We start from the raw sequence: 26,253 nt of genomic DNA, 5'->3' as shown, positions 1-26,253 counted from the left end.
ATAGCAGCACACCGCCAGCATGTTGAAGTGCGCCGCTCATTTTATATCGGGCTGCCGCTGCGGTATGACCGGTCGCGGCATTACTATCGGGTGCCGCGCAACCGCTATTTCCGCGGCATCCATGTCTATCGTCTCTACGGTTATCGTTATCCGGGCTTTGGATTTTTCTACAGCGATAACGATGCCTTCCGCTGGCTGGCTCTTACAGCATTGACGCTGAGCATTGTTGATCACCTGGATGAGCACCAGCAGCGCTTGCATGAGCAGGCTCTGATTCGTGCGACCTCGGGCGATATCGGAGACGTCAGCTATTGGCGGGATGGTCGCAGTTTCGGTTCGGTTACCGTTACCGATATCTGGATAGGTAACCTGGGGCGGGAGTGTCGTGAGATTGAGCAGCGTATCACCACGGGTGGCCGGACAGAAACGAGTTTCAGAACTGTGTGCGAAAAACGTGGTGGTGTATGGAAAGTGATGCCTGACTAATCAGGGGATTCACTTACAATGCAGCACAAGCCCCGGTTTTTACCGGGGCTTTAAGTTTGGCTGCAGCAGCGTTTGACTTTTTTGCCGCTGCCGCATGGACAGGGCGCATTTCGACCTGCCTCGTGGACATCGCAAACACCATCGAGATAGCGCCAGTGATTACCGCTCCGGGCAAAACGGCTGGTTTCGTGCAGGGTCATGATCTTGCCGTTTTCGCGGAAGCCGGCAATGAACTCGACGCTGTCGGTTGTGGCCCGGACAATGGTTAGCCCCAGCCATTGGCAGCCGGTTGGGGAGACGCGTGAGGGGCGCGTGTCCGGATGCCAGCTCTCACGCAGATAGTCCCAGCGTCCGAGGGTATAGGCGGAGTAACGGGAGCGCATCAGGGCCTCGGCTGATGGCGCGGCAGCGCCGAGAATGATCGGCTCGCAGCAGCCGGCAAACAGAGAGCCGCTGCCGCACGGGCAAAGCTCAGCCACGAGGGTCATCCGGATCAATAATGTGGCGAATAATATCCTCTTCGGTGATGCCTTCCGGGCTGGTGGTTTTGTGGCGCAGTGAGATGCCTGCCTCGTGCACACTCTGTCGGTCACCGCTGATTAGCGGGTGCCAGTCGAACAGGGGCTTGCCCTCATGCAGCAGGCGATAGGCGCAGGTCTCCGGCAGCCAGGCGAACTGTTTATCCTTGAGCGTACGGATATCCATGCAGTCCGGGATCAGCGTGGTGCGCTGCGGATAATCGGTGCAGCGGCAGGTTGATTCGTTGAATTGTCGGCAGCGTATATCCGTATAGAGGATTTCTCCGCTGTCTTCATCCTCGAATTTCCAGACACAGCAGCGGCCGCAACCGTCGCACAGCGACTCCCACTCCTCATCGGTCATTTCCTGCAGTGATTTGTTTTTCCAGAACATGGGCTCTCCTGTGTGCGGCGACAATCCTACCCACATTCCCCCACAGCGAACCAGTTTCGCAACAGTTGCGTCGAACAGGCCCGATATCAATCGGCTCCGGTATCAGCGGTCACGCTCTTTTTTTCATGCAAAATTGTGCGAAATTGTGATTTATTGCTGCCGGGTTAGGAACGGTTGTGGAAGTGCTACATGCGTGCCTAAACGCCTCGCCTTATAGAATATTGTATTAACAGGGGTTGACACATGTGGATAAGTGGACACTATTGGGGTTAAGTGGGGATTTGTGGGTAACTGCTCCACGTACAGCAGCGGGTGAGGGTCGGAAACGTATGTTTCAAGGCGAATTCAGCAATAACATGGATGACAAGGGGCGCGTCAGTGTTCCCGCCGCATTCCGCGACGTGCTGAATACCTGCCATGCCGATGGAAAGATCGTTATTACCCGCTCTCACAATACGCCGTGCCTGATCGCCTATCCGACACGTGAATGGAATCGTCTGCAGGCTGCGATCAAGGATATGCCTGCCAATCTCAAGCGTAACTTTATCCGTGCTGTGATTACGCCCTCACAGGTGTTTACGCCTGACAAGCAGGGGCGAGTGCTGCTGGCCGGTGTGCTTAGAGAGCATGCCTCACTCTCCCGTTCCGTACATTTTGCAGGCACGGGCGAAACATTCGAAATCTGGGACAAGGAGAGCTGGGACAAGCAGCTGGAAGCGGATCTGCTTGCCTTGCAGGATTTCGAGTTGGACATGTAATGTGGCTACGGATGTGGAATATTCCGAGCATATCCCTGTTCTCAGGGATGCCTTCATTGACGCTATCTTCTCGGACCCTGACGGCTGCTATGTGGACTGCACCTTCGGCCGGGGCGGCCACAGTCGTCAGTTACTTGCAAGACTTTCGGAAAAGGGGCGTCTGCTTGCCTTTGATCGGGATCCGGACGCGGTTGCTGCAGGCGAAGAGTTGGCACAGCAGGATGCGCGTTTTGCCATCGAACATGCTGATTTCGCACGTCTGGGCGAAGTGCTTGATGCAAGGGGATGGTGTCAGGTGACCGGTATCGGGTTTGATCTGGGTGTTTCTTCACCTCAGGTGGACCAGGCGCAGCGCGGTTTTTCATTCAGGCAGGATGGTCCACTGGATATGCGTATGGATACCACGCAGGGGCAGCCGCTCTCGCGCAGACTGGAGCATGTCTCCGAGCGCGAGCTAATCGATATTCTGCGCCGTTTTGGTGACGAGCGTTATGCTCAGCGCATTGCGCGAGCGATCCTCAAAGCCATGCACGATGGCGCATTAACAACGACATCCGACCTGGAAAATGCTTGTTTTCATGCCGTCCCCAAACAGGCTCGCTACGGTTCGACACACCCGGCAACGCGTACGTTTCAGGCGCTGCGTATCTGGGTAAATGACGAGATGCAACAGATTGACGACGGCATATCTGCGGCCGTCGATCATCTGCAGCCAGGCGGGCGTCTGGCTGTTATCTCCTTTCACTCCGGCGAAGATCGCCGTATCCGCGACCTGATTGAGGCGCGGGTGCATGCCTGCACCTGTCCGCCGCAAATGCCTGTATGTGTATGCGGAAAAAAACCGACCATGCGCTGGCTACAGAAGAAGCCGGTTCGTCCTGATGAGGGAGAGGTGGCGGCCAATCCGCGCAGCCGCTCCTCAATGCTACGCGTTGCGCAGCGCTTGACGGATGCCGAAGCTGTCAAGCTGGCCGGCTATGCCGGAGGAGTACATTGATCGCCCCGCGTGCATGGATGTTGCTGGTTCCGGTAATCGCCGTGCTGGCCGGGGGGCAGGTATGGCTGTCGCACCTGCGTTATGAGCTGTCGCTCGATTCCCAGCGTCTGATTGCGGAAAAGGAGTCACTAAAGCTGGAGTCGAGCACGTTGCGGCTGGAGGTTGCCAGCCTGACGCGTCCGGATCGTCTGCGTGAATATGCTCGCAACAAGCTGGGCATGGCGCCGCCAAGTCCTATGCAGGTGCTGCACCCATGAGCGGCAAGGAGCAGGTGTTTATTCGCCGCCGCATCGAATTTGTGGCCGGCCTGCTGGCTTTGGGCGTGCTGTTGCTGGCTGTTCGGGTGGTGGATCTGCAATGGTTGCAGAGCGATCGCCTGAGCGATATGGCGGAGAAACAGCGTTACAGGGAGTACACCACTCAGGCACCGCGCGGCCCAATTCTGGACCATAAAGGTCGTGTGTTGGCCGAGAGCGTTGAGACACCGTCTATCGCCGCCATCGGAGATGAGGTGCCTGCTGCCAGTATCCCTGGCCTGGCGCGTGCGCTTGGCATGTCATCACATCGTCTGAAAAAGAAACTGCACGGACGCAAGGGTTTTGTCTGGTTGGCCAGGCAGATATCGCCAGCCCGGGCGGAAAAAGTTATGGCGATGAATATTCCCGGTGTACGCAGGGAAACAGAATGGCGCCGTTATCAGCCGCTTGGACCGGTTACCGGGCATTTGCTCGGTTTTGTCGGTATTGATGGCAAGGGGTTGGAAGGCATTGAGCGCAGCTGGAATACGCAGTTGAGCGGAGAGGCTGGCATTCGTCAGGTGCGTCGGGATGCGCGCGGTCACTCTCTGCCAGGTGGCGTGTGGCTGCGTGAGCCTACGCCGGGTAAGGCATTCAGGCTGACGCTGGATGCATCAATCCAGAGTATCGCCTATGCCGCATTGGCCGAGGGTGTAAAGGAACAGCAGGCCAAGGGCGGTTCCGTTGTGGTGATGCGACCATCTGACGGAGCGGTGCTGGCGATGGTGAACTGGCCGGGTTATAACCCCAATAACTTCCGTGACTTTCATCCGGGTGAGTGGCGCAACCGGGCGATCACCGATGTGTTTGAGCCGGGCTCAACGATGAAGCCGTTTACAATTGCTGCGGCCCTGCAGTCGGGTCGCTGGCAACCTGATTCACGCGTGTTCTGTGAAAATGGTGCGATGCGTGTAGCCGATTACACGATACATGATGATCATAAGGAAGGCTGGCTGGATTTGACCGGGATTCTGGCGCATTCAAGTAATATCGGTGCGGCCAAACTGGCGATGGATGTTGGTGCTGCTGATATGTATAACATGTTATCACGGGTTGGCTTCGGTAGCAGGACAGGCTCGGGCTTGAGTGGGGAGTCTCCGGGCATTGTGCTCAGCCCCGAACGCTGGGGCCCTGTTGAGACAGCCAATATCGCATTCGGACAGGGGATCGCTGTTACGCCGTTGCAACTTGCAGCGGCATTTTCCGTTATTGCCAACAAGGGTGTTTATACGGCCCCTCGCCTGGTTGCCGATCAGGCCAAAAAGCAAAAACGTGTGATGCCGGCTTCGATTGCAGCCGAGGTCTTGACGATGCTCGAATTTGCGACCAGTTCCGATGGTACGGGCAAGTACGCCGTTCCCGCAGGTTATCGGATTGGCGGTAAAACCGGCACGGCACAGAAGCCCGGGCCGCATGGTAGCTACAGCAAGCACAAGTATATGGCGGTGTTTGCGGGCATTGCGCCGATTAACGATCCGCAAGTGGTGATTGTTGTCATGGTGGATGAGCCACAGAAGAGCATTTATGGCGGCCAGGTGGCGGCTCCGATCTTTCGTCATATTGCCGAAAGTGCGTTGCCTTATCTAGGCGTATCCGCGCGCATTGAGGATCAGACGGCGTGGCGGAAGATGGCCATAGCTGCCGAAGAACCGGTTTTTGACGGAACCTCGCTCAGCGGCATGTCCATGCGAGAGGTCAGGCGTTTTGCGGCGCAGCGCGGCCTTCGTCTGCATGTGCATGGTTCAGGCTGGGTGCAACGCTATAAGCCGGCTGCACCACTGGCATTGCAGCAGGGTGACGCACTGGAGGTGTGGCTCAATGACTAACGCGCAGACAAGAGCGGCAGAATTGGAGTCCGGGTTTTCACTACGGTTGCTGGCGGAAGGGCTGGGTCAGCTGCATGCCGAGAGCAGTGACGATGTACTGATCATGGGCATTTGTGATGACTCACGTTACGTTAAACCGGGTTACGCAATGATCTGTTTGCCGCGTAGTCGCGCGCATGTGGCAGATTATGTGGAAGCCGCGGGTAAGCAGGGTGCGACAGCGATTATTGCTGTGGGTGTCAGTGTGACATCGGATTTGCCGGTATTGCATCTGGCATCGATGCAGCAGGCTGGCCTTTTACTGCGTCGGCTGTTCCGGACCGAGGAGGCTCGCACCCATTTTTATGGTATCACGGGTACGGATGGAAAAACGAGTGTGGCCTGGATGCTGCGTGAAGCGCTTACCCGGTATCAGCCGAAGCCGGTGTGGAGCTGCGGTACGCTGGGTTGGTTGCGCGCTCCCGATGATATTCTTGATATTGGCAACACCACCCCGTCCATGCTCACCATGCATGCCATGCTCTCTTCCGCCAACCTGGGCGGGGTGCATAGCGTTGCCTGTGAAATATCCTCGCATGGTATTGCTCAGGAGCGTATCGCAGGTATCGACTTTCATACGGCCATCTGGACCAATATGGGGCACGACCACCTGCAGGATCACGGCGGCTATGAAACCTATCTGAAGACCAAGGCTGGTTTTGTGCAGGCAACTGCTGCACATGGCGGCAATGTGGTGGCCAACGCCGATCATGCGGATATCCGTGAGCATGCACCGGAACACGCATGTTGGTACGGGCATGGGTTGTATCGTGATGATGTGGATCTGGCGTGGGAGCAGGAGTTGCCCGGGTTGCTGCGACTGAAAAGTGCTGAGGGCGAAGTGGTAATCGAGGACATTCCGCTGGGCGATTTTCATGCCGAGAACGTGGCATGTGTGGCCCTGACACTGATGGTTTCGATGGCGATACCGCTGGCAGACCTGCCGAAGCTGCTGGGCCGTATCAGTGCCCCTCCGGGCCGCATGCAGGAAGTGACAGCAGGTTACGGACAGGTTTATATCGATTATGCACATACGCCTGAGGCGTTGGATCGTTGTCTGCAGGCTGCCCGCAAGCTGACGCGCGCCCGTTTGATGGTTGTCTTCGGATGTGGTGGTGAGCGGGATCGTGAAAAGCGGCCTCAGATGGGGGCGATTGCGGTGGAGCAGGCTGATCTGGTATGGATTACCTCGGATAATCCGCGCGGCGAGATGCCGGCAGTGATCGCTTCAGAGATCGAACAGGGCATGAGTCAGCCCTATGCGGCCGAGGTGCGCCTGCAGCTGGACCGTGACAAGGCTATAGGCGAAGCGATTGCCACTCTGGCTGAAGGGGATCTGTTGATCATTGCAGGCAAGGGACACGAAGCCTATATGGATGTTTGTGGTCAGCGTCTGCCGTGGAGTGATGAGCAGGTGGCGGAAAAATATCTGCATCAGAAGCACAGCCTTGCAGGGGAGGAGATGTGCGCCTGAGCGGAGCGGATATCCAGTGCGCTACCGGCGGCGAGTGGCTGCACGGCATGCCTGAGTGGGTAAGCGAGATTGCTACCGATACGCGCGGCTTCAAGTCCGGTCAGTGCTTTCTGGCATTGCGAGGCCCGCATTTTGACGGCCACCGGTTTGCCGCGCCGATAGCGGACGCGGCTTGCGCTCTGATTGGTGATGCCCGGGGGATGCGTTATTGGGAGTCATTGCCGGTGCCGCAATTGCAGGTAGAGGATACACTGCGCGCACTGGGCGATATTGCCCATGCATGGCGTATGCAGTTGAAGCAGACGACGGTAGTGGCAATTTCCGGCTCCTTTGGTAAAACCAGTCTGCGCTCACTGCTGCAACATGGCTTTTCTGCACTGGGCTTGCATGTTTCTGCAACTACAGCCAATTTGAATAATCTGATCGGCGTGCCGAAAACATTGCTGGCCGTGCCGGCAGATGCGACGCTGGCATTGATTGAGTGCGGTATCTCCGAGGTTGGCGAGATGGAGCGGCTTTCGGCTATTGTGCAGCCGGATGTAGCGGTGCTGACCGGCATTACGAATGCGCATGGTGAAGGGCTTGGTGGACTGGCAGGCGTGGTTGAGGAGAAGGCGGCCCTGTTTAGTCATCTGAATACGGGCGCATGGTGTGCGCTGGGTGAAGGCGTGGCCGACCAGCTGGGGCGGCATCATATTTCGCAGCCAGCGGATCTGCTGGATGTCGAACAGTCAGAACTGAGCTGGCGACTGGATGGACAGTGTCTGCATTTTCAGCGTGGCGATGAACAGTCGCAGATTGAGCTCTCCCTGCCGGCTCGTCACTGGGCGACCAATATGCATTTGGCGGCCTGCATCATCATGCGGCTGATGCCAGAGGCGCGGCTGAACGATGTGGCGCAGGCGCTGGCCTCCTGGCAGGCACCTGCGGGGCGCATGCAGGTTCGCACGGGCTCCGGCGGCTGCAAGGTGCTGGACGACAGCTACAACGCCAATCCGGTATCGATGCAGGCGGCTATTGATACGCTTGTCGCAATGCCCGGATGTCGGATAGCGGTGCTTGGCGATATGGCAGAGTTGGGTGAGGCGAGCCTGGGTGCACACACCGGACTGGATGTCAGCGGTATCGACAAGCTCTATCTGGTGGGGCCGAAGATGCATGCATTGGCCGCCGGTTCGGGTACTGCGCGCTGGTATCCGGATCACCGTGCTGCGGCAGCATCGCTGAGTCGCGAGTCATTTGGTCCGGACGCTACGGTGCTGGTCAAGGGGTCGCGCAGCATGGCACTGGAGACAGTGGTGAACGTGCTTTGTGCCAGTCAGGCCGCGGAGGTGCAGCATGCTGTATAATCTGCTCTATCCGCTGCACGAGGAATACTCCTTTTTCAATCTGTTCCAGTACATCACCTTCCGCACGGTGTATGCGCTGATTACCTCGCTGGTCATCTGCTGGTTGCTCGGTCCATGGTTTATCCGCTGGCTGAAGACGGCACAGGGTAAGGGTCAGCCGATCAGGGATGACGGACCTCAAACGCATCTGATCAAGCAGGGCACACCGACGATGGGCGGGCTGCTGATTCTGCTGTCGCTGACGGTAGCTACGCTGTTGTGGGCTGATCTGACCAGCGGGTTTATATGGTTGGCACTGCTGGTGACACTGGGTTACGGGCTGGTGGGATGGCTGGACGATTACCTGAAGATTATGCGCGGCAACCCGAAAGGTCTTGCCGGGCGCTATAAACTGTTATTGCAGGTCCTCTTTGGTGGCATAGCCGCAGCGGGTTTGATGCTGATGACCGAACCGCTGGTTGATATCCCGTTCTTTAACATGCAGTGGAACATGGGCTGGTTCTATGTGGTGTTTGTGCTGTTTGTGCTGGTAGGTACATCCAACGCGGTGAATCTGACCGATGGTCTGGACGGTTTGGCTGTGGCGCCAACCTTTATGGTGGGATCATCGCTGGCGGTTGTGGTTTATCTGGCCGGGCATGCCAAATTCTCGGCTTACCTGATGATTCCATTTGTGCCCGGAGCCGGCGAGCTGGCTATTTTCTGCGGTGCACTGGTCGGCGGCTGTCTCGGTTTTCTCTGGTTCAACACCTATCCTGCGCAGGTATTTATGGGCGATGTCGGTGCGCTGTCACTGGGCGGTGCCCTGGGTTTTGTGGCGTGCGCGGTGCATCAGCAGCTGCTGTTGGCGATTGCCGGCGGCCTGTTTGTGCTGGAGGCCGTATCGGTCATGGTGCAGGTGGCCAGTTTCAAGCTGACGGGCAAACGCGTGTTCCGCATGGCGCCAATTCATCACCATTATGAACTCAAGGGATGGCCTGAGCCAAAGGTCATTGTCCGTTTCTGGATTATATCGATTCTGCTTGCGCTGGTGGCGCTCTCCACCCTGAAGATCCGATGAGTGCGATGAATATCGGCAATGAAGCCATACGCACGGCTGTGGTCGGGACGGGGCGTACAGGGGTTTCGGTCATCCGCTTTCTGCTGGCAAACGGAATGGCCTGCGATGCATTTGATGAATCGCCGGTTACCTTGCCGGATGGTGTACATGTTCCTCTGCATATCGGAGCACTGGATGGTGCGCGGCTGCAGCAATTTGACCGCGTCATTGTCAGTCCCGGCATCAGCTGGCGCCACCCGGCGCTGGTTCAGGTCCGCGAGGCAGGCATTCCGGTATATGGGGATCTGCAGCTGTTCGGTGAACACTTTCATGGTGACATCATTGCCGTTACCGGTACCAATGGTAAAACCACAACAGTCTCCCTGATCAGTACAATGCTGGATACTCTGCCCGGTGGTATTGAGGCCGGCGGCAATATCGGCAAGCCAATGCTGGAGTTGATCGCCGATGGTGATGTGCCTGAGCGTGTCGTGCTCGAGTTATCCAGCTTTCAGCTCGAACGCGCCGAGCCGATTCACCCGCGCTGGGCGGTACTGCTGAATGTGCAGCCCGATCACGCTGATATGCACGTCGATATGCAGGCTTATCGGGCAGCCAAGTTGCGACTGTTCGCCCGACAGGGTGAGGGAGACAAGGCCACGTTGCCGGGCGATGCCGAGTGGGATGATCTGGCCGCCGAGTTGCGCGGGCGGGGCGCCTATGTACGACGCTTCGGCGTGGGTTCGGCGGAGAGTCTCGACTGCGGTGTACAGATGACTGAGCAGGGGGCATGGGAGCTGTTCTGGCACCATTTCGATACCGTTTACACGATTGATGCGAGCCAGCTGCAGACCAGAGGGCGCCACCAGCACCTGAATCTGGCTGTGGCCGGACAGGCTGCAGCAGACTTCGGCCTCTCTCCGGCCGTGATCAGACAGTCACTGACCTCATTTCGTGGTTTGCAACACCGCTTGCAGTCGTTGGGCGAAGTACAGGGACGGCAGTGGTTTAATGATTCGAAAGCAACCAATCCGGATGCAGCCAGAGCAGCACTGGAGTCATTCGAGCAGGTGATCTGGGTATGCGGCGGCTTGCGCAAGGGGCTGGATGTCAGCGAGCTTAAGGATGCAGTGGCGGCTCACGTGGCGCTGATGCTGGTGACCGGTAGTGATACCACGGCCTTTATTGAGCTGGCCAGACTGGCAGGGGTGAAGGCTCAGACGGTAGGCAGTATTGAACAGGCTGTGGCTGCTGCTGCTGCCGCTCCTGCAGGACTGCCCGTGCTGTTATCCCCTGCAGCAGCCAGTCAGGATCAGTTTCGTGATTACGCCGAGCGGGGCCGTTGTTTTGCCGATGCCGTAACCGCACTGGAGTCGGACGCATGAGCCGGGCAATGAAAAAAGCGACAGGCCGGCTGCTGCCGCCGGACGCCGTGCTACTGGCTTGTGTGCTGGTGTTGCTGTCGTTCAGTGTGCTGATGGTTTACAGCACCAGCGTCAGCGTGGCCGAAGTGCGCTATCACGATCCGCTACGAATTATCGGCCACTGGCTGTTCTATATTCCTGTCGGCCTGGGCATTATGTGGACGCTTTCGCGTATTGATGTGAACTGGTGGCGTGTGATTGCACTGCCTGTGCTCGGTCTGGGTATGGCTTTAATGGTGGCTGTGCTGATTCCGGGGGTAGGACGCGAGATTAACGGCGCACAGCGCTGGTTCTCCCTGTTCGGGCTGACGCTGCAGCCGGTGGAGCTGCTAAAGCCGGCCGTAATTATTTATATGGCCTACTATATGGGTTCATTTCCTGAGCGTTTACAACACTTTTCTTCCGGGCTGGCGCCGATGCTGGTAGTGCTCGGTACAGCGCTGGGGTTGTTGCTGTTGCAGCCGGATTTTGGCAGCGCAGTGCTGTTGTCTGCTGCCTGTTTCAGCATGTGGTTTGTCGGCGGTGTGCCGATCAAGCATTTGCTGATGATGATCGGTACATTTATACCGCTGGCGACACTGGCGGTGATATTCGAGCCCTATCGCATGCAACGTATGGTCAGCTTTCTGGAGCCGTGGCAGGACCCCTATGGCAGTGGTTACCAACTGATTCAATCAATGATTGCTTTCGGCAGTGGCGGCCTGTTTGGTGCAGGTCTGGGACAGGGTGTACAGAAGCTGTTCTATCTGCCTGAGGTGTTTACCGACTTTATTTCCGCCAGCATCGGTGAGGAGCTGGGCATGATGGGCATGCTGTTGATGCTGAGCGTGTTTGCTGTATTGCTCGGGCGCGGTATCTGGATGGCTATTGTGCAGGAAGATATGTTTTCCCGCCTGATTATTCTCGGTTGCATGATGTGCATTGGCGTCGCCCTGTTTATCAACCTGGGCGCGGCCATGGGTATGCTACCTACCAAAGGCATGCCGCTGCCATTTGTCTCTTATGGCGGTAGCGCCCTGATTGGTGAAAGCATGTTGATCGGACTGGTTCTGTCGATACAGCGTCATGGTGCCGGCAATGTGCGGTTGAAGAAGCAGTCGGGCCGCAGGCAGACAGGTCGCGCAGGGAAGAAAAAACATGAGGCGAACACTGTGCCGGCCATGCGCTCAGCGCAGCCTGCGCATGACGGCCTGGAGCATCTGTTTTGAGCCGTACACCTGTTCTCTGTATTGCCGGCGGCGGCACCGGCGGGCATGTGATGCCGGCACTGGCACTGGCCGATGCTGCGCGTGAGCGTTGGTCGGATCTTAATGTGCGCTTTATCGGCGCGGAGCGCGGCCTGGAAGCAAAATTGTTGCCCGAGCGCGGCGAGTCGGTATTGCTGCTGGCCATGCACGGCATCAAGGGAGCCGGCCTGTGGCAGAAGCTGCGTGTGTTGATATGGGAGTTGCCGAAGTCGGTATGGACGATTCGTCGCCACTGGCAACGCGAGGAGCGGCCTGACCTGCTGGTCGGCGTCGGCGGCTATGCCAGTGTGTCGGCGGTGGCGGCAGCACTGCTGGCGCGGGTGCCGGTGATCTTGTATGAACAGAATGCCATGCCTGGTTTGGTTAATCGGACCCTTGGTCGCTTTTGCCAGCGCATGATGCTCGGTTTTGCAGCGGCATCGGAACATCTTGGCGGCGGCGTGAAGAGTGAGGTGACCGGTAATATCGTGCGTGAAGCGATTGTGCGCACGCAGTGGCAGCCACACCAGCCGCCACGCCTGCTGGTTCTGGGTGGCTCCCAGGGCGCACGCATCCTGAATCAGAGCGTGCCGGAAGCTTGTGCCATGCTGGCCAGAGAGGGGCGCGTGTTCACGGTGACGCATGTTGCCGGCAGTGATAAGGCGGCGCGGGAAGCTGCTGTTGATACCTACGCTCAGGCTGGAATCAATGCCGATGTGTTGCCGTTTTGTGATGATATGCCTTCATTTTATGCGGCAGGCGATCTGATGATTGCGCGCTCCGGAGCCATGACCGTCAGTGAGGCTGCCGTATGTGGCATGCCATGTATTTTTGTGCCGCTGCCGCATGCCGCAGATGATCATCAGCGCCATAATGCCCGCGCACTGGCCGACTGCGGTGGGGCGCTACTGATAGATCAGCAACAGATGACAGCGGATTCTCTGGCAGCACAGATAGATTCCTGCCTGTTTGACGCGGACCTGTTGACGACGATGAGCCGCGCGACCGAAGCTGCCGCACCGCTTAATGCGCGTGACAGGCAGCTGGATGTGCTGGCGGCGTTTTTGCCAGCAGCCCGGAGTCTTCAAGGCCGGGAGGTATGCTCATGAAGGCGCGTGTGAATCATATTCACCTGGTCGGCATCGGTGGCATCGGCATGAGCGGGATAGCTGAGTTGTTGCATAATCAGGGCTTTATTGTGACCGGCAGCGATGCTGCGGAGGGGCCGAACGTGGTTCGTCTGCGCTCTCTCGGTATCACGGTTACCATTGGCCATGCCGCCGCTAATGTCAGGGATGCGCAGGTTGTTGTATTGTCTTCCGCAATCAATCCGGCCAATCCGGAAATTGCTGCTGCTGAAAAGCGTGGTATTCCGGTGATTCCGCGTGCCGAGATGCTGGCTGAGCTGATGCGCATGAAACAGGGCGTGGCAGTGGCCGGTTCGCACGGTAAAACGACGATGACCTCGCTGATTGCGCATGGCATGGAAGCTGCCGGCATGGATCCGACCTATATTATCGGCGGGCGTCTGACCGCAACCGGCAGCAACGCCCGACTTGGCGCCAGTCCCTGGCTGGTGGCCGAAGCGGATGAGAGCGACGGATCATTCCTGCGCCTGTCGCCTACCATTGCTGTGGTCAGCAATATCGATCCTGAACATCTGGATCATTATGGTGATTTCGCGACCCTGCAGGAGGCATTCAGGACCTTTGTCAATCTGGTGCCCTTTTATGGACGAGTCGTCTTGCATCACGAACACCCGCATGTGGCAGCACTGCGACTGGGCCTGCATAAGCCTGTGACAACTTACGGCAGCTCCTTGCAGGCAGACCTGCATCTGTTGGAAAGCCGTGCGGGCAGCGAGGGGCAGTGCTTTACCGCAGCAAGTCGTGAGCATGGCAATCTGGGTGAGTTCCATCTGCCCATGCCGGGTCGCCATAATGCCGAAAATGCATTGGCCGCGATGGCTGTGCTGATGGATCTGGGCATTGATATTGAAACTATCCGCAGCGCGCTGGCCTCATTTGAGGGGATTCAGCGGCGCTTCCAGCGCACAAGCTGTGGTACGGGGGTGATGGTTGATGATTATGCCCATCATCCACGCGAGGTTCTGGCAACGCTGGTGGCCGCGCGCGACTGCTGGCCGGAGCGCCATATCAGCGTGATATTTCAACCGCATCGCTTTACTCGTACGCGCGATCTGATGGACGATTTTATGGGAGCCTTCGATACCGCCAATGAAGTATCGCTGCTGCCGATTTACGCGGCCAGCGAAGCGGCCATAGAGGGTGTTAACAGCCAGGCGCTCTGCCAGGGAATGCTGGCACGCGGCCACCGGCATGTATCACTGCTCGAGAATCTGGACGAAGCAGCGGCAGCCGTGCGCGAACAACTGGCGGCGGGTCATATCGTCCTGCTGATGGGGGCCGGCTCCATCGGCGCTCTGGCAGCCCGGTTGCGCGAGGAGATGGCATGAGCGCGCTGAGACAGAAAACTCCATGGCAGATCGCGCTGGGCGAGCTGGGTGCACTGCGCGAGCAGGAGCCGATGTCCCGTCATACGACACTGGCTGTAGGCGGGCCAGCGCGCTGGTTCTTCCGGCCGACCGACCGACAGGCGCTGCTGACAGCTGTCAGCCTCTGTCCTCCGGACCTGTCGATACTGCCACTGGGGCGGGGCAGTAATATGCTGATACCCGACGGTGGTCTGGACAGTCTGGTCGTGGATTTAAGTGATTTGAATGAGCTTACATTTGATGGATATAACGTGCGCGCAGGAGCAGGCGTACGCATGAGCAGGTTTGCCCGCTTGTGTGCCGAGCACGGTCTCTCCGGCTGTGAATTTCTGGCCACGGTGCCCGGCAGCATTGGCGGCGGGGTCATGATGAATGCCGGCGCATTTGCACAGCAGTTGTCCGATACGCTGGTGACGGTGGAAGTGTTGATGCGCAGCGGCGAAGTGAGAGAGATGAAGGCTGTTGAGCTGGGTATGTCTTATCGTCACAGTCAGTTGCCCGAGCAGAGTATTGTGCTTGTGGCCGAGTTCGTTCTGCATCCGGATCACCCCGACCATGTGCGTGAGCGCATGCGCACCATGCGCAGACGTCGCTCGGCCACACAGCCGCTGACGCTGCCTAACTGCGGCTCCGTATTTAAAAACCCGCCGGGTGATCATGCCGCCCGCCTGATTGAGGCGGCCGGGCTGAAAGGTTTGGCCATTGGTGGAGCACGTATCTCCGAGCAGCACGCAAATTTTATTGTCAATGAAGGCGAAGCCAGCAGTGCTGATATTGTTGCCCTGATCGGGCGTATCAGGCGCGAGGTGAAAGAGCGTTTTGACATCGAGCTGGAGCCGGAAGTACGCATGCTGGGGGAATGGTTGTGAGCGGCATCAATATGCAACGCTTCGGTCGTACAGGGGTACTGATGGGAGGTACCTCCGCCGAGCGCGAGGTCTCCCTGCGCTCCGGCGCGGCTGTGCTGGATGCGCTGCGCGCAGCAGGCGTGGATGCCGTCGGTATTGATCTGCAACAAAACTGGGCCGATCAGATCGCCAAGGCTGCCATTGATACAGCCTTTATCGCCCTGCACGGGACGCTGGGTGAAGATGGTTGCGTACAGGGTCTGCTGGAAATTATGGGCATTCCCTATACCGGCTCCCATGTGATGGCGTCGGCACTGTGCATGAACAAGCGGTTGTGCAAACAGGTGTTGGGTCAGGCCGGCCTGAGTACGCCGATGGATATTCGCATCGAGGTGACCGGCCCCGAGCGCTATCCGGTATTTGTTAAACCGGTGGCGGAAGGCTCGAGTGTCGGCCTGCACAGGATTAGCTCGCAGCAGGAGTGGCAGGCGCTGAATATTCAGTCACCGGCTGCGTGGATGGCTGAAATGCCGGTGAACGGGGTGGAGATTGCTGTATCCGTACTGGCAGGTGTTGCGTTAATGCCGGTTGAGGTGGCGCCGAAATCCGGCGTTTATGACTACGCTTCCAAATATACTGTCGGAGCGACCGAATATTTTTGTCCTGCCCGGCTGCCGATGGAAACCGTACGCTATTGCATGGATTGTGCCGAGAAGGCGGTTGCCGCGTGCGGATGCACCGGCGCACCGAGGGTGGATATGATTGTCGGTAGCGGTGGTGAGGCTGTGATTCTCGAGATCAATACCTTGCCGGGAATGACGGCAACAAGCCTGCTGCCCAAGGCTGCCGCTGTGGCAGGGATAGATTTTCAGACACTTTGCCTGCGCATCCTGGAGACAGCCTCGCTTGAGTACGGACAGGGGGTGAGTAAGTGATAATTTTGCAGGATAGCAAAATTACACCTGCGCCCGTACGCCCGAGGGGTGGAGCACAAAAAGGCAGGAGCACTTTTTGGACGGCTGAAAGCCGCCTGCAGGGTGAGGGGCATGGATGCTCCGAATCACATGGAGATTGCGGCATGACAATGATGCAGGAGAGCATCATTACACGTACGAACGTACGCCCGAAGGGTGGAGCACAAAAAGACAGGAGCATTTTTTGGACGGCTGAAAGCCGCCTGCAAGGTGAGGAGCATGGATGCTCCAAAGCACATGGGGGTGCGACATGACTCGCGGTAATCAACACCGTACCGATCCAGCCGTGAAGCGGGCTGAGCAGCGTCGGATGCTGGCCCGCATCGCTCGCATTCTGGTCACTGTGCTGTTGTTTGCCGGGGTTGTCGGAGGCGGGTGGTGGCTGAACCGGACACTGACTGTGAGCGAATGGACGGTAACGGCGCCTGAACCGATCAAACAGGCCATCGAAAGCCGTTTGCAGGCGATGAATAACCGTGACTTTCTGCATACCCGACCGGCTGCTCTGCGCGAGCAGTGGCTGGTAGAGATTCCGGATATGGAAGATGTGCAAATTGTGCGTCACCTGCCGCATGCCATGCAGATCACGGCGGTTGCGCGCAAGCCGGCCGCGTTGTGGCAGGACGAGCAGAACAGGTTGCATCTGTTCGACAGCCGGGGTCACGTGTACCGCCTGCTCGGCAAGGATGAGTCGCCTGACCTGCCACTGTTGCGTGTGCGTGAAGAGCAGTTGCCGGCGATGCACCGTCTGTTGCAGGCGTTGGCCGGGCAGCAGGTGCACAAGCTTAGTGACCTGAGCGAAATTCATGCCGGTAGCAGTGACTGGAAACTCTACTTCTCGCGGGGCTCGGCATGGATCCTGTCGCAACAGGATGCATCGGGCACGATCAAATCGGTAGCGCTGCTGTTGAAACAGCCGCGCTGGCGTCAGGGGCAATGGACTGTGGATACACGAATACCGTCCCGCTGGTTTATCCGACCAGCCGGACACGGAGGCATAATCTGATGGCGAAACATGACCAGGTACTGGTCGGGCTCGATATTGGTACAAGCAAGATTGCCTGTATTGTAGCCGAGGCCGGGCCGGACGGAAAAGTAGATATCATCGGCATCGGTACGCATCCGTCCAGAGGCTTACGCAAGGGCGTAGTGGTGAATATCGAATCGACAGTGGAGTCGATACGACTGGCTGTGGAAGAAGCCGAGCTAATGGCTGGTGTGGATATCCAGTCTGTCTTTACCGGCATCGCCGGCTCTCATATCCGGGGCTATAACAGTCATGGTGTGGTTGCCACGCAGAACAATGAGGTGACGCAGGAGGATGTCGACCGCGTGATCGATGCTGCGCGGGCGATGAACATCCCGGCCGACCAGAAGGTGCTGCACATTCTGCCGCAGGAATACATTATCGATAATCAGGATGGCATCCGCGAACCGATCGGCATGTCCGGCGTGCGTCTGGAGGCCAAGGTGCATGTGATCACCGGCGCCGTCTCCTCGGCGCAGAATATCGTCAAGTGCTGCAACCGCTGTGACCTGGATGTGTCCGATATGGTGCTGGAGCAGGTGGCATCAAGCGAAGCTGTTCTGATGCAGGATGAACGGGATATTGGTGTTGTGCTGGTCGATATCGGCGGTGGAACGACCGATATCGCAGTGTTTCTCAATGGTTCAATTCGCCATACGCATGTGATTCCGATCGGTGGCGATCACCTGACCAATGATCTGGTAATCGGCCTGCGCACCTCCGCCCGCGAAGCGGATCAGTTAAAGCGCAAATATGGTGCTTGTTTGACCTCGCTGGTGCCGCCCGAAGACCAGATTGAAATCCCCAGCGTGGGTGGCCGTGCGCCGCGCCCGATGCCGCGTCAGGTGATGGCCCAGATTCTCGAACCGCGCGTGGAAGAGCTGTTTGAGATGATACGCGACGAGTTGCAACGCTCCGGTTATCAGGAGCTGGTTGCTGCGGGGATGGTGTTGACCGGTGGCTCATCCTTGCTTGACGGCATGGTGGATCTGGCGGAAGAGATATTTGACATGCCTGTGCGGCTTGGTCGACCGCAAGGTGTGGGCGGGTTGGTGGATGTTGTATCCAGCCCTATGTATGCCACCGGGGTAGGGCTGATTCTGTATGGCCAGCGTTACCGTCAGAACCCGATGAAGATGAAGTCAACCGATCATAATCTGTTTGCACGCGTATGGATGCGCATGCGGGGCTGGTTTGGAGATACCACGTAAGATGAATCAGAAAATAACTACACACGTAATAACTGAAAACAAAATAAAAAAAGAGCAGGAGGAGGGTACCATGGCACTATTTACATTTGAGGATACAGCAGGACTTTCAGCCAGAATCAAGGTGATCGGCGTTGGCGGCGGCGGTGGCAATGCGCTGAACAATATGATTACTCAGAAACTGCGCGGGGTAGAGTTTATCGTCGCCAATACCGACGCACAGGCGATTGAGCGCAATCATGCGGAAACCAAGCTGCAACTGGGCGCGGATATTACCCGCGGTTTGGGTGCAGGTGCGAACCCGGGTATTGGTCGTGAAGCGGCGGAAGCCGAACGCGAACGTATTCGTGAATTTCTGCACGATACGGATATGGTGTTTATTACTGCAGGCATGGGCGGCGGTACCGGTACGGGTGCGGCACCGGTGATTGCAGAAACAGCCAAGGATATGGGCGTATTGACGGTGGCTGTGGTGACCAAGCCGTTCAGTTTTGAAGGCAAACGTCGCATGCGTCAGGCTGAAGCCGGAATTGCCGAACTGCGCAAATCCGTTGATACGCTGATCACCATTCCAAACCAGAAACTGATTGGTGCAGTCGGCAAAAATACCAGCATGCTGGAAGCTTTCCGCAAGGCAGATGATGTACTGTTGCAGGCAGTGCGTGGTATTGCCGAGCTGATTACCCACACCGGCTACATGAATGTCGACTTTGCCGATGTGAAAGCGGTGATGAGTGAAACACGCGGTGTGGCCATGATGGGTTCAGGGTCCGCTTCGGGTGAGAGCCGTGCCATTGAAGCGGCAGAGCGGGCTATTTCATCTCCGCTGCTGGAAGATATCGATATACACGGCGCTCAGGGTATTCTGGTCAATGTCACCGGTAATGAGGATATGACACTGGCTGAATACGATGAAGCGGTATCCATTATTCACAATATGGCGGATGAGGATGCCAACATCATTTGCGGTATGGTGTACGACCAGGATGCGGCCGAAGAGATCCGCGTAACGGTTGTAGCTACCGGTCTTTCCGGTGATTCGACGATGCGCCTGGCCGCATCCACGCATGATCTGGAAGCAGCACAAGCACCGCGTATGCCTAATATTCAGACCGGAGCGATTCCGATGCAGAAGAGTGCCAATCAGCAGCCATCGCCGCAGAAAGCGCCGCCGATGCCGTTTGATCAGCCAGGTTTCAATGATGATGAATATGCTGTGCCGACCTTTCTGCGCCGCCAGGCTGATTAATGATTGATGGCCTGACGGGACGCTGTTACAGGCTGGAGATACGGGCGAAGGAACGCCTGTCTGCCGGCTATGGCGAACCGCCAGGTGCCAATTAGTTTGTAATATGGCTTTATTGTGGCATCCTTGCGCGTTAGTTTTGCCGGGTGATATCAGTGATGTGGGTCATGGTTGTGATTTTTGTACCCGCAAGTATTGGCAGTCACGATGCTTTTTTGCCAGTCGTGAAAGGAGACATGCATGATAGCACAGAGAACCCTGGATCATTCGATTCGCTGTAGTGGTATAGGTCTGCATTCCGGTCGCAAGATTCAACTGGTGTTGCACCCTGCGCCAGAGAATAGCGGCATCACCTTTGTTCGCTCCGACCTGGGCGTTGAGATTCCGGCCAGAGCAGATTGTGTGACCGATACCCGTTTGTGTACGACGATCGGTCAGGGCAAAGCCAATATCTCTACCGTTGAGCATCTGTTGTCCGCGCTGGCAGGCCTTGGCGTAGATAATGCTCGTATTGAAGTCAGCGGCCCGGAAGTACCGATTATGGATGGCTCATCCGCCCCGTTTGTCTTTCTGATTCAGTGTGCGGGTATTCGCGAGCAGTCGCAGGCCAAAAAAGTAATGCGCATCCTCAAGCGCGTTGAAGTGCAGAATGGAGACAAACGCTGTGCCCTCTACCCCGCCAGCGGATTCAGTGTCTCCTACCTGCTGGATTACGATCATCCACTGCTGCGCAAGCGCAAGGTAAAAATCGATTTCTCACGTCAGGCCTATACACGCGAAATAAGTCGCGCTCGCACATTCGGCTTCCTGCATGAAGTTGAAGCGTTGCAGAAGGCGGGACTTGCTTTGGGCGGTTCACTGGAAAATGCCATTGTGCTGGATACCCACCGGGTTGTGAATGAAGGCGGCCTGCGCTATGAAGATGAATGCGTCCGCCACAAAATTCTTGATACACTGGGCGATCTGTCGCTGTCCGGCTATCCGATTGTCGGGGCATTTGAAGGTGAGTTGACCGGCCACGATATGAATCATCAGCTGGTAATGACACTGCTGGCCGATCCGTCCAGTTACCGGATCGAAGAGTTGCAGGCTGAAAAAGAGTCGTCCGCTGTTATAGCTGCCCAACGGGCACAGACGGCGTAAACCGGGACCATTCTCCCTGTTTTTCTATATCTACAGGCCGGCATTTTGCCGGCCTGTTTGTTTTTTGCTCATCCCCCTCGCCCTGTAATCGGTAAGACGTTGCCGGTTTTTCTGTTTTTCAGCGTGAAGTGGCCCCTGATTTGCTTTGGGCGATCATGAACAAATTTCCCCGGAAACTATATATCTCGAGTGACGCTGTCCGGGAGCAATCAAGCGTGGCTGACTATCCCTTTTCAATTCGCCTGCGCGTGATGCTGATTGTTGCTTTCGCGGTCCCGGGTATTCTGGCCAGCGGTTATTTGCTGACCCGTTACTATCTTCAAAGCGAAATTCAGGAGGTCTCTTACCAGCAACTTAATATCGTCGGAGAGAGTTTGAAAACCATGATCGTCGAGATGATGAAGTCCGGGGCGGATGACCAGGCGCTGGAAGCTGCCTATGCACATGTGGCCGAAAAGCAGCCAGCGGTGCTGTCGTTGCGCGTGTTGCATGGCCATGCAGTGAACCGTCAGTTCGGTGTTCATAAAAACGAGCTGGCTGAAACCGACCTCGAAAGGCGAGGGCTGGAGAGCCGTAACCCTCTGATGGAGGAGCAGAGCAGTGACGGGGGACAGCAGACGGCATTTATCTATCCGTTGTTTGCCGAGCAGGTATGTCTTTCCTGTCACCAGGCCAAAATAGGCGAGTCGCTCGGTATAGTGTCATTGCGGCTGGACAGCAGTGGTGTACATGAAAAAATTGAAGATGAAAAAACTGAACTGCTGTTGCTGAGCCTGCTTGAGACGTTGCTTCTGCTTCTGCTTTTGCTCTGGACGCTGAACCGGCTGGTGTTCTATCCGCTGGTCAGACTCGGCGAGGGTGCAAACACGATGGCATCGGGGGACCTGGGCTCTGACATCGAGGGTGAAGCCCGCACGGAACTGGGCGTTGTCGTACAATCATTCAACCATATGGCAGCCAAGATTCGCTCCCTGCTGGGTGATCAGGAGAAAGTGATCGAAGAGCAGACGCTCGAGCTGACCCACCTGATGGAAACCAGTCAGCATATTGGATCGGAGCAGCCTCTGCCCGAAGTGCTCAGCCAGTTCTCCATTACGCTGACCGATGTGCTGAAGGTTACCACCTGCCGTATTCTGATGCTGGATGACAATGACACTCTGGATATGACCGTAGAACATCCGATCCGGGCGATTTCCGAACAGTCGCCGCCGTCCGGTAACAGGGATAGCTGTCCGCATCTGTGGGAGGTGATCCGGCTTAATGATTACATCCATATCCACAGTGATGACCCTGTCAGTGAGGCTGAACGGGCGCTGCTGCGTCTGGATCAGGCTGAGTCGGCACTATGTATGCCGATTGCAAACAAGGGCAGGGTTTTCGGTGTAGTCGTGCTCAGCGAATTTCGCTCCCATGAGCGTGATCCGATCGATATGCGCAAGATCCAGCTGTGCCGCGCTCTGGTTAGCCAGATGGGCGTGGCTATCGAGATGGCCAAGCTCTATGAGCGACTGGTTGAACAGATGATGGAGACCGTGCTGGCCATGGCCGAATCGGTGGAGAAGAAGTCGCCGTGGACGGCCGGTCACTCAAGGCGTGTGACCGGATATGCGGTGCTGCTGGCGGAGGCGCTGGGCTGGAGCGGAGAGCGGCTTGAAGAGTTGCGCATAGCAGGTCTGCTGCACGATCTGGGTAAAATAGCTGTGCCCGGATCGATACTCAACAAGCAGGGCCGGCTTAGTGAGGAAGAGTACAATATCATCAAGCGACACCCTGAGGACGGGGCGCAGATACTCTCCAAAATCAGGATGCTGCATCCGCATGTGCCGATTATTCGTTATCATCACGAGTGGTTCAATGGCAACGGTTATCCTGCAGGGCTGCGAGGCGACGAGATTCCGATCGGGGCACGCATCATGGCGGTAGCGGATGCGTTCGATGCGATGACAGCAGATCGTCCCTATCGCAAGGGGCTGGTTGCGGAGCAGGCAATCATGCGACTGGAAGAAGCTGCAGGTACCCAGTTTGATCCCGAGCTGGTGAAAGTATTCAAAGGTTGTCATTGCCAGTTGTAACGGCGGACGATACGCGTCAAAAATCAGTGTATTCAGTTTGGTGTATGCAACATCATTGTCTATAATCAGAGGCATTTGAATACAGAGGTTGCCAATGCACCTGTTCGCAAGCATATGAGTGTTGAGCACACCATAGATCATGATGCCCGTCTGATTATCACAGTCTGGAAAGGCGCTGCTTCCGGGCAATCCCTGAGCAATGCTTTGCGCAACTATCAACAGACAATAAAAGTCTCGCCCGAGTGTCAGCATTACAATGAACTGGTGGACTTCAGTCTTATCGGGGGCGTGGATTTGAGCGCCAGAGACATGATGTCGCTGGGCAGAGTTGCGCAACAATCGGATCAGAGCGATGTACGGACAAGGCTGGCGCTGCTTGTCGCTTCGCCGTTGGTGTTCGGATTGGCAAAAATGTATGTGGCATATCGCAGCCTTGTGCCGGGTTCGCATAAGGACCTGGCTGTATTCAGGAACAGAACCGAAGCTCTGGCATGGTTGAGTGCCGATCAAGAGGATAGTTGATACGGAGCGTTGACGGTGCTGCGGGCCGATTCATAATGGATGGGCATGAGTCGCAGGGGGGCAAGATGATTGATCAACGGGAAGACCCTGCGAATATCGGCGAACAGGACATAAACCCGGATCTGTTTGCGCACACGATGCCGGCCGATGCGGTGCTCACAGCTCTGGGCAGTTCGCTGCATGGTCTTTCGCAAGCGGAAGTAGCGGCCAGATTTGTCCGCTTTGGCGCCAATGAACTGCCTAAGCCCGAAACAGCGGGGGTTTCCCGACTGTTTCTCGCCCAGTTCTTAAGCCCCCTGATCTATGTGCTGTTGGCGGCAGCAGCTGTTTCTCTGCTGCTCTCCGAGTTTGCCGATGCAGGGTTTATTTTTTCAGTGCTTGTGCTCAATGCCATCATCGGCACGGTGCAGGAGTTCCACGCCCAGCGCAGTGCCGAGGCGTTGCGTAACATGATTTCCACCGGTGCCATTGTCATGCGTGATGGCGAATCATTCGAGGTGGACGCAGCTGAGCTGGTGCCTGGTGATATCGTCCTGTTGGAGAGTGGCGCCAAAGTGCCTGCCGATATCCGGCTGATACAGGAGTACGATCTGGAAGTAGATGAGTCGCTGCTGACCGGCGAGTCGTTACCGGTAGAGAAGAGTACCAATAACCTGCTGGAGAAGGAGACGCCGCTGGCGGATCGCATAAACATGCTGTATTCCGCGACACTGGTTAATCGCGGGCGCGGGCGCGGCGTGGTGACTGCGACGGGTAGCAGCACACAGGTGGGACGGCTGGCGGCATCCATGCAGTCAGGCGATGTTGCAAAGCCGCCGCTGATCCTGCGCATGGAGCAGTTCACTCTGGGGATTGCCATGGCACTCGGAGCCGCGGTGCTGGCACTGGCTGCTGTTGAGATCTACAACGGCACAGGCTGGCATGAAGTGTTCATGATTTCGGTGGCGCTGGCGGTCTCGGCCATTCCCGAAGGACTGCCTGTTGCGCTGACGGTGGCTCTGGCCATTGGTATGAACCGTATGGCGCGACGCAATGTGATTGTGCGCAGGCTGGTGGCTGTGGAAGCGCTGGGCTCATGCACGGTGATTGCATCGGACAAGACGGGTACGCTGACGATGAATCAGCTCACAGCCAGAGCTGTAGCGTTGCCGGGAATGCCTGCCTGGCAGGTGAGCGGCGATGGCAATTCGCCTGAAGGATCTGTACTGAACAGCGGCAGGCCGCTTGATAGCAACATGATTGCCCGGCTGGATGATATTGTGCGTGCGGCTCTGCTATGTAATGAGGGATTTTTCGGCCGCCGCAATGATGAATGGGTTAGTCATGGCGATGCTGTGGATGTGGCGTTGCTGGTTCTGGCACGCAAGCTTGGCCATTCTCAGAGTGATATGCTGGGAGACTGCCCGCTTATTGCCTCGGTTCCCTACGAATCCGAGTTTGGTTATGCCGCCACGCTGCACAGACTGGATGACAGGTACCTGGTTCTCGTCAAGGGGGCTCTGGAGCGGCTGCTGCCGATGTGTGAGCAGATGGCTGATCAATCGGGGCAGCGCCGGCTTGATGCACCTTTGCTTGAGAGCCAACTGGAGTTGATGGCCGGCGAAGGGTTCCGGACACTGGCTTTTGCCCATGCCTTTCTGCCGGCAGACAGTGATATTGCCGATTTTGGTCGTGAACATCTGCAGGGGCTGACCATGCTCGGCCTTGTCGGTATGATTGATCCGTTGCGTAACGAGGCAAAAGCGGCCGTTGAGGCGTGTCATCAGGCTGGCATCCGTGCCTGCATGATTACCGGCGATCATCCCTCGACAGCCTTTGCCATTGCCCGGGAACTCAATCTTGCGGCGCAGCCCGAGCAGGTTGTGACGGGCGGCCAGATCCGTGACGCGGAAGTGCTGGGTGATGTGGAAGTAGAGTCACTGGTACGGCATGCCAATGTCTTTGCACGTGTGGAGCCGAGCCAGAAGGTGACGATTGTGCGAGCACTGCAACGGGCAGGGCACTTTGTTGCGGTTACCGGAGACGGAGCCAATGATGCGCCGGCGCTGAATGCATCGCATGTCGGTGTTGCCATGGGCATGCGTGGTACGGATGTAGCGAAGGAGAGTGCTGATCTGGTCATTGCCGATGATAACTTCGCCTCGATCGTGGCAGGCGTGGAAGAGGGGCGAATCGCCTATCGCAATATCCGCAAGGTGATCTTTCTGTTGATTTCAACTGGTGCGGCGGAGTTGGTACTCTTCTTCCTGTCGATGGCTTTCGGACTACCGCTGCCGCTGACAGCGGTACAGCTGTTATGGTTGAATCTGGTGACTAACGGCATCCAGGATGTAGCGCTGGCATTTGAGCCGCGCGAAGGTAACGAGATGCAGCTGCCGCCGCGGCGACCAAGCGAGCCGATCTTCAATCGCATGATGGTGGAGCGCACGCTGATTTCGGCACTGGTGATCGGCCTGCTGGCATTTGTTACCTTCCAGACTCTGCTTGCCGGCGGTATGGATGTGGATGGCGCACGCAACAGCACACTGCTGTTGATGGTGCTCTTCGAGAATGTTCATGCCTTTAACTCCCGTTCAGAGAGCAAGTCGGTGCTGACGCATAACCCTCTGGTCAATCCGCTACTGTTTTTCGGCACTATCATTGCGCAGCTGATTCATATTTCGGCGATGTATGTGCCGGGGCTCAATAGCGTGTTGGATATGCAACCGGTTACGTTGCTGCAGTGGCTGCAGTTGGTGCCTGTGGCGCTGACCATTCTGCTGGTGATGGAGCTGCACAAATGGGCGCGCCGCAGCTGGCCAGTCTCTGCTGCTGCCTGATCACTGCTTTCCCCTTTTAAATAGCACCTGTTGCGGAGGCACAGCCAGACATC

23 protein-coding genes are annotated in these 26,253 nt (G+C 57.0%); 21 read left to right on the top strand and 2 right to left on the bottom strand.

Translation table 11 applies throughout. The features are described 5' to 3' along the window. The coding region (locus tag SPV1_RS13840) for a hypothetical protein (RefSeq protein ID WP_009851859.1) at window positions 1-486 on the top strand (486 nt) is incomplete at its 5' end. A 50-nt stretch (window positions 487-536) separates the two neighbouring features. On the opposite strand, the gene SPV1_RS13835 is transcribed toward SPV1_RS13840, so the two are convergent. Both SPV1_RS13835 and SPV1_RS13830 read right to left on the bottom strand, forming a co-directional pair. Then, window positions 537-974 carry a YchJ family protein gene (locus SPV1_RS13835; protein ID WP_009851858.1) on the bottom strand — a complete coding sequence of 146 codons (438 nt, stop codon included), beginning with the start codon at window positions 972-974 and terminating at the stop codon, window positions 537-539. Next, complete coding sequence (locus SPV1_RS13830; protein ID WP_009851857.1) at window positions 958-1,398, bottom strand: YcgN family cysteine cluster protein; 441 nt, start codon at window positions 1,396-1,398, stop codon at window positions 958-960. The genes SPV1_RS13835 and SPV1_RS13830 overlap by 17 nt, the downstream gene beginning before the upstream one ends. A gap of 329 nt (window positions 1,399-1,727) precedes the next feature. Between SPV1_RS13830 and SPV1_RS13825 the strand changes: the two genes are divergently transcribed. From SPV1_RS13825 to SPV1_RS13725, 20 genes are all read left to right on the top strand, one after another. Beyond that, complete coding sequence (locus SPV1_RS13825) at window positions 1,728-2,156, top strand: division/cell wall cluster transcriptional repressor MraZ (protein ID WP_009851856.1); 429 nt, start codon at window positions 1,728-1,730, stop codon at window positions 2,154-2,156. Between the two features lies 1 nt (window position 2,157). After that, window positions 2,158-3,153, top strand: coding sequence for a 16S rRNA (cytosine(1402)-N(4))-methyltransferase RsmH (gene rsmH / locus SPV1_RS13820; protein ID WP_009851855.1), 996 nt, complete (start codon window positions 2,158-2,160; stop codon window positions 3,151-3,153). Beyond that, window positions 3,150-3,410 carry a cell division protein FtsL gene (gene ftsL / locus SPV1_RS13815; protein ID WP_009851854.1) on the top strand — a complete coding sequence of 87 codons (261 nt, stop codon included), beginning with the start codon at window positions 3,150-3,152 and terminating at the stop codon, window positions 3,408-3,410. Before rsmH ends, ftsL begins: the two co-directional genes overlap by 4 nt. Beyond that, entirely contained in the window at window positions 3,407-5,275 is a 1,869-nt protein-coding gene (locus SPV1_RS13810; RefSeq protein WP_009851853.1) for a penicillin-binding transpeptidase domain-containing protein, read from the top strand. Before ftsL ends, SPV1_RS13810 begins: the two co-directional genes overlap by 4 nt. Continuing rightward, window positions 5,268-6,788, top strand: coding sequence for a Mur ligase family protein (locus SPV1_RS13805; protein WP_018294299.1), 1,521 nt, complete (start codon window positions 5,268-5,270; stop codon window positions 6,786-6,788). Before SPV1_RS13810 ends, SPV1_RS13805 begins: the two co-directional genes overlap by 8 nt. Further along, window positions 6,779-8,137 (top strand): UDP-N-acetylmuramoyl-tripeptide--D-alanyl-D-alanine ligase, encoded by a 1,359-nt coding sequence (locus tag SPV1_RS13800; protein ID WP_009851851.1) that lies wholly within the window; start codon window positions 6,779-6,781, stop codon window positions 8,135-8,137. Before SPV1_RS13805 ends, SPV1_RS13800 begins: the two co-directional genes overlap by 10 nt. Next, complete coding sequence (gene mraY, locus SPV1_RS13795; RefSeq protein ID WP_009851850.1) at window positions 8,127-9,197, top strand: phospho-N-acetylmuramoyl-pentapeptide-transferase; 1,071 nt, start codon at window positions 8,127-8,129, stop codon at window positions 9,195-9,197. The genes SPV1_RS13800 and mraY overlap by 11 nt, the downstream gene beginning before the upstream one ends. Next, complete coding sequence (murD, locus tag SPV1_RS13790; RefSeq protein WP_009851849.1) at window positions 9,194-10,561, top strand: UDP-N-acetylmuramoyl-L-alanine--D-glutamate ligase; 1,368 nt, start codon at window positions 9,194-9,196, stop codon at window positions 10,559-10,561. The genes mraY and murD overlap by 4 nt, the downstream gene beginning before the upstream one ends. Beyond that, window positions 10,558-11,808 (top strand): putative lipid II flippase FtsW, encoded by a 1,251-nt coding sequence (ftsW, locus tag SPV1_RS13785; RefSeq protein ID WP_009851848.1) that lies wholly within the window; start codon window positions 10,558-10,560, stop codon window positions 11,806-11,808. The genes murD and ftsW overlap by 4 nt, the downstream gene beginning before the upstream one ends. Beyond that, on the top strand, window positions 11,805-12,935 hold the full coding sequence (murG, locus tag SPV1_RS13780) for an undecaprenyldiphospho-muramoylpentapeptide beta-N-acetylglucosaminyltransferase (RefSeq protein WP_009851847.1): 1,131 nt from the start codon (window positions 11,805-11,807) through the stop codon (window positions 12,933-12,935). The genes ftsW and murG overlap by 4 nt, the downstream gene beginning before the upstream one ends. Next, window positions 12,932-14,302: a UDP-N-acetylmuramate--L-alanine ligase gene (gene murC / locus SPV1_RS13775; protein WP_018294301.1), complete on the top strand. Its 1,371-nt coding sequence runs from the start codon at window positions 12,932-12,934 to the stop codon at window positions 14,300-14,302. The genes murG and murC overlap by 4 nt, the downstream gene beginning before the upstream one ends. Continuing rightward, the gene (murB, locus tag SPV1_RS13770; RefSeq protein ID WP_009851845.1) at window positions 14,299-15,210 is read left to right on the top strand and encodes a UDP-N-acetylmuramate dehydrogenase; all 912 of its coding nucleotides are present in this window, start codon (window positions 14,299-14,301) and stop codon (window positions 15,208-15,210) included. The genes murC and murB overlap by 4 nt, the downstream gene beginning before the upstream one ends. Beyond that, window positions 15,201-16,124, top strand: coding sequence for a D-alanine--D-alanine ligase (locus SPV1_RS13765; protein WP_009851844.1), 924 nt, complete (start codon window positions 15,201-15,203; stop codon window positions 16,122-16,124). Before murB ends, SPV1_RS13765 begins: the two co-directional genes overlap by 10 nt. Window positions 16,125-16,413: 289 nt before the next feature. Beyond that, window positions 16,414-17,169 carry a cell division protein FtsQ/DivIB gene (locus SPV1_RS13760; protein WP_009851843.1) on the top strand — a complete coding sequence of 252 codons (756 nt, stop codon included), beginning with the start codon at window positions 16,414-16,416 and terminating at the stop codon, window positions 17,167-17,169. Beyond that, a complete protein-coding gene (gene ftsA, locus SPV1_RS13755) occupies window positions 17,169-18,401 on the top strand; it encodes a cell division protein FtsA (protein ID WP_009851842.1) in 1,233 nt (410 codons plus the stop codon). Before SPV1_RS13760 ends, ftsA begins: the two co-directional genes overlap by 1 nt. A gap of 70 nt (window positions 18,402-18,471) precedes the next feature. Next, window positions 18,472-19,647, top strand: coding sequence for a cell division protein FtsZ (gene ftsZ, locus SPV1_RS13750; protein WP_018294303.1), 1,176 nt, complete (start codon window positions 18,472-18,474; stop codon window positions 19,645-19,647). A gap of 237 nt (window positions 19,648-19,884) precedes the next feature. Further along, window positions 19,885-20,787, top strand: a complete 903-nt coding sequence (gene lpxC / locus SPV1_RS13740) for a UDP-3-O-acyl-N-acetylglucosamine deacetylase (protein WP_009851839.1) — start codon at window positions 19,885-19,887, stop codon at window positions 20,785-20,787. Between the two features lie 215 nt (window positions 20,788-21,002). Next, on the top strand, window positions 21,003-22,859 hold the full coding sequence (locus tag SPV1_RS13735) for an HD domain-containing phosphohydrolase (RefSeq protein ID WP_009851838.1): 1,857 nt from the start codon (window positions 21,003-21,005) through the stop codon (window positions 22,857-22,859). Between the two features lie 75 nt (window positions 22,860-22,934). Then, a complete protein-coding gene (locus tag SPV1_RS13730) occupies window positions 22,935-23,381 on the top strand; it encodes an STAS/SEC14 domain-containing protein (RefSeq protein WP_009851837.1) in 447 nt (148 codons plus the stop codon). A gap of 35 nt (window positions 23,382-23,416) precedes the next feature. Then, window positions 23,417-26,200 carry a cation-translocating P-type ATPase gene (locus tag SPV1_RS13725; RefSeq protein WP_009851836.1) on the top strand — a complete coding sequence of 928 codons (2,784 nt, stop codon included), beginning with the start codon at window positions 23,417-23,419 and terminating at the stop codon, window positions 26,198-26,200. Window positions 26,201-26,253 lie beyond the last annotated feature (53 nt).

It is taken from the genome of Mariprofundus ferrooxydans PV-1, assembly GCF_000153765.1.
Lineage (GTDB): Bacteria > Pseudomonadota > Zetaproteobacteria > Mariprofundales > Mariprofundaceae > Mariprofundus > Mariprofundus ferrooxydans.
Note: the sequence above shows the minus strand (reverse complement) of the source record. Positions and strands in the feature narration are given on the sequence as shown.

Bases quoted from the DNA above. Each gene is read 5' to 3' on its own strand.
- SPV1_RS13760 (WP_009851843.1), top strand. From the start codon at position 16,414: ATGACTCGCGGTAATCAACACCGTACCGATCCAGCCGTGAAGCGGGCT.
- mraY (WP_009851850.1), top strand. From the start codon at position 8,127: ATGCTGTATAATCTGCTCTATCCGCTGCACGAGGAATACTCCTTTTTC.
- murB (WP_009851845.1), top strand. From the start codon at position 14,299: ATGAGCGCGCTGAGACAGAAAACTCCATGGCAGATCGCGCTGGGCGAG.
- ftsZ (WP_018294303.1), top strand. From the start codon at position 18,472: ATGGCACTATTTACATTTGAGGATACAGCAGGACTTTCAGCCAGAATC.
- SPV1_RS13825 (WP_009851856.1), top strand. From the start codon at position 1,728: ATGTTTCAAGGCGAATTCAGCAATAACATGGATGACAAGGGGCGCGTC.
- SPV1_RS13830 (WP_009851857.1), bottom strand. From the start codon at position 1,398: ATGTTCTGGAAAAACAAATCACTGCAGGAAATGACCGATGAGGAGTGG.
- ftsA (WP_009851842.1), top strand. From the start codon at position 17,169: ATGGCGAAACATGACCAGGTACTGGTCGGGCTCGATATTGGTACAAGC.
- SPV1_RS13765 (WP_009851844.1), top strand. From the start codon at position 15,201: ATGGTTGTGAGCGGCATCAATATGCAACGCTTCGGTCGTACAGGGGTA.
- SPV1_RS13805 (WP_018294299.1), top strand. From the start codon at position 5,268: ATGACTAACGCGCAGACAAGAGCGGCAGAATTGGAGTCCGGGTTTTCA.
- murC (WP_018294301.1), top strand. From the start codon at position 12,932: ATGAAGGCGCGTGTGAATCATATTCACCTGGTCGGCATCGGTGGCATC.
- ftsW (WP_009851848.1), top strand. From the start codon at position 10,558: ATGAGCCGGGCAATGAAAAAAGCGACAGGCCGGCTGCTGCCGCCGGAC.
- SPV1_RS13810 (WP_009851853.1), top strand. From the start codon at position 3,407: ATGAGCGGCAAGGAGCAGGTGTTTATTCGCCGCCGCATCGAATTTGTG.
- murD (WP_009851849.1), top strand. From the start codon at position 9,194: ATGAGTGCGATGAATATCGGCAATGAAGCCATACGCACGGCTGTGGTC.
- SPV1_RS13725 (WP_009851836.1), top strand. From the start codon at position 23,417: ATGGATGGGCATGAGTCGCAGGGGGGCAAGATGATTGATCAACGGGAA.
- SPV1_RS13835 (WP_009851858.1), bottom strand. From the start codon at position 974: ATGACCCTCGTGGCTGAGCTTTGCCCGTGCGGCAGCGGCTCTCTGTTT.
- lpxC (WP_009851839.1), top strand. From the start codon at position 19,885: ATGATAGCACAGAGAACCCTGGATCATTCGATTCGCTGTAGTGGTATA.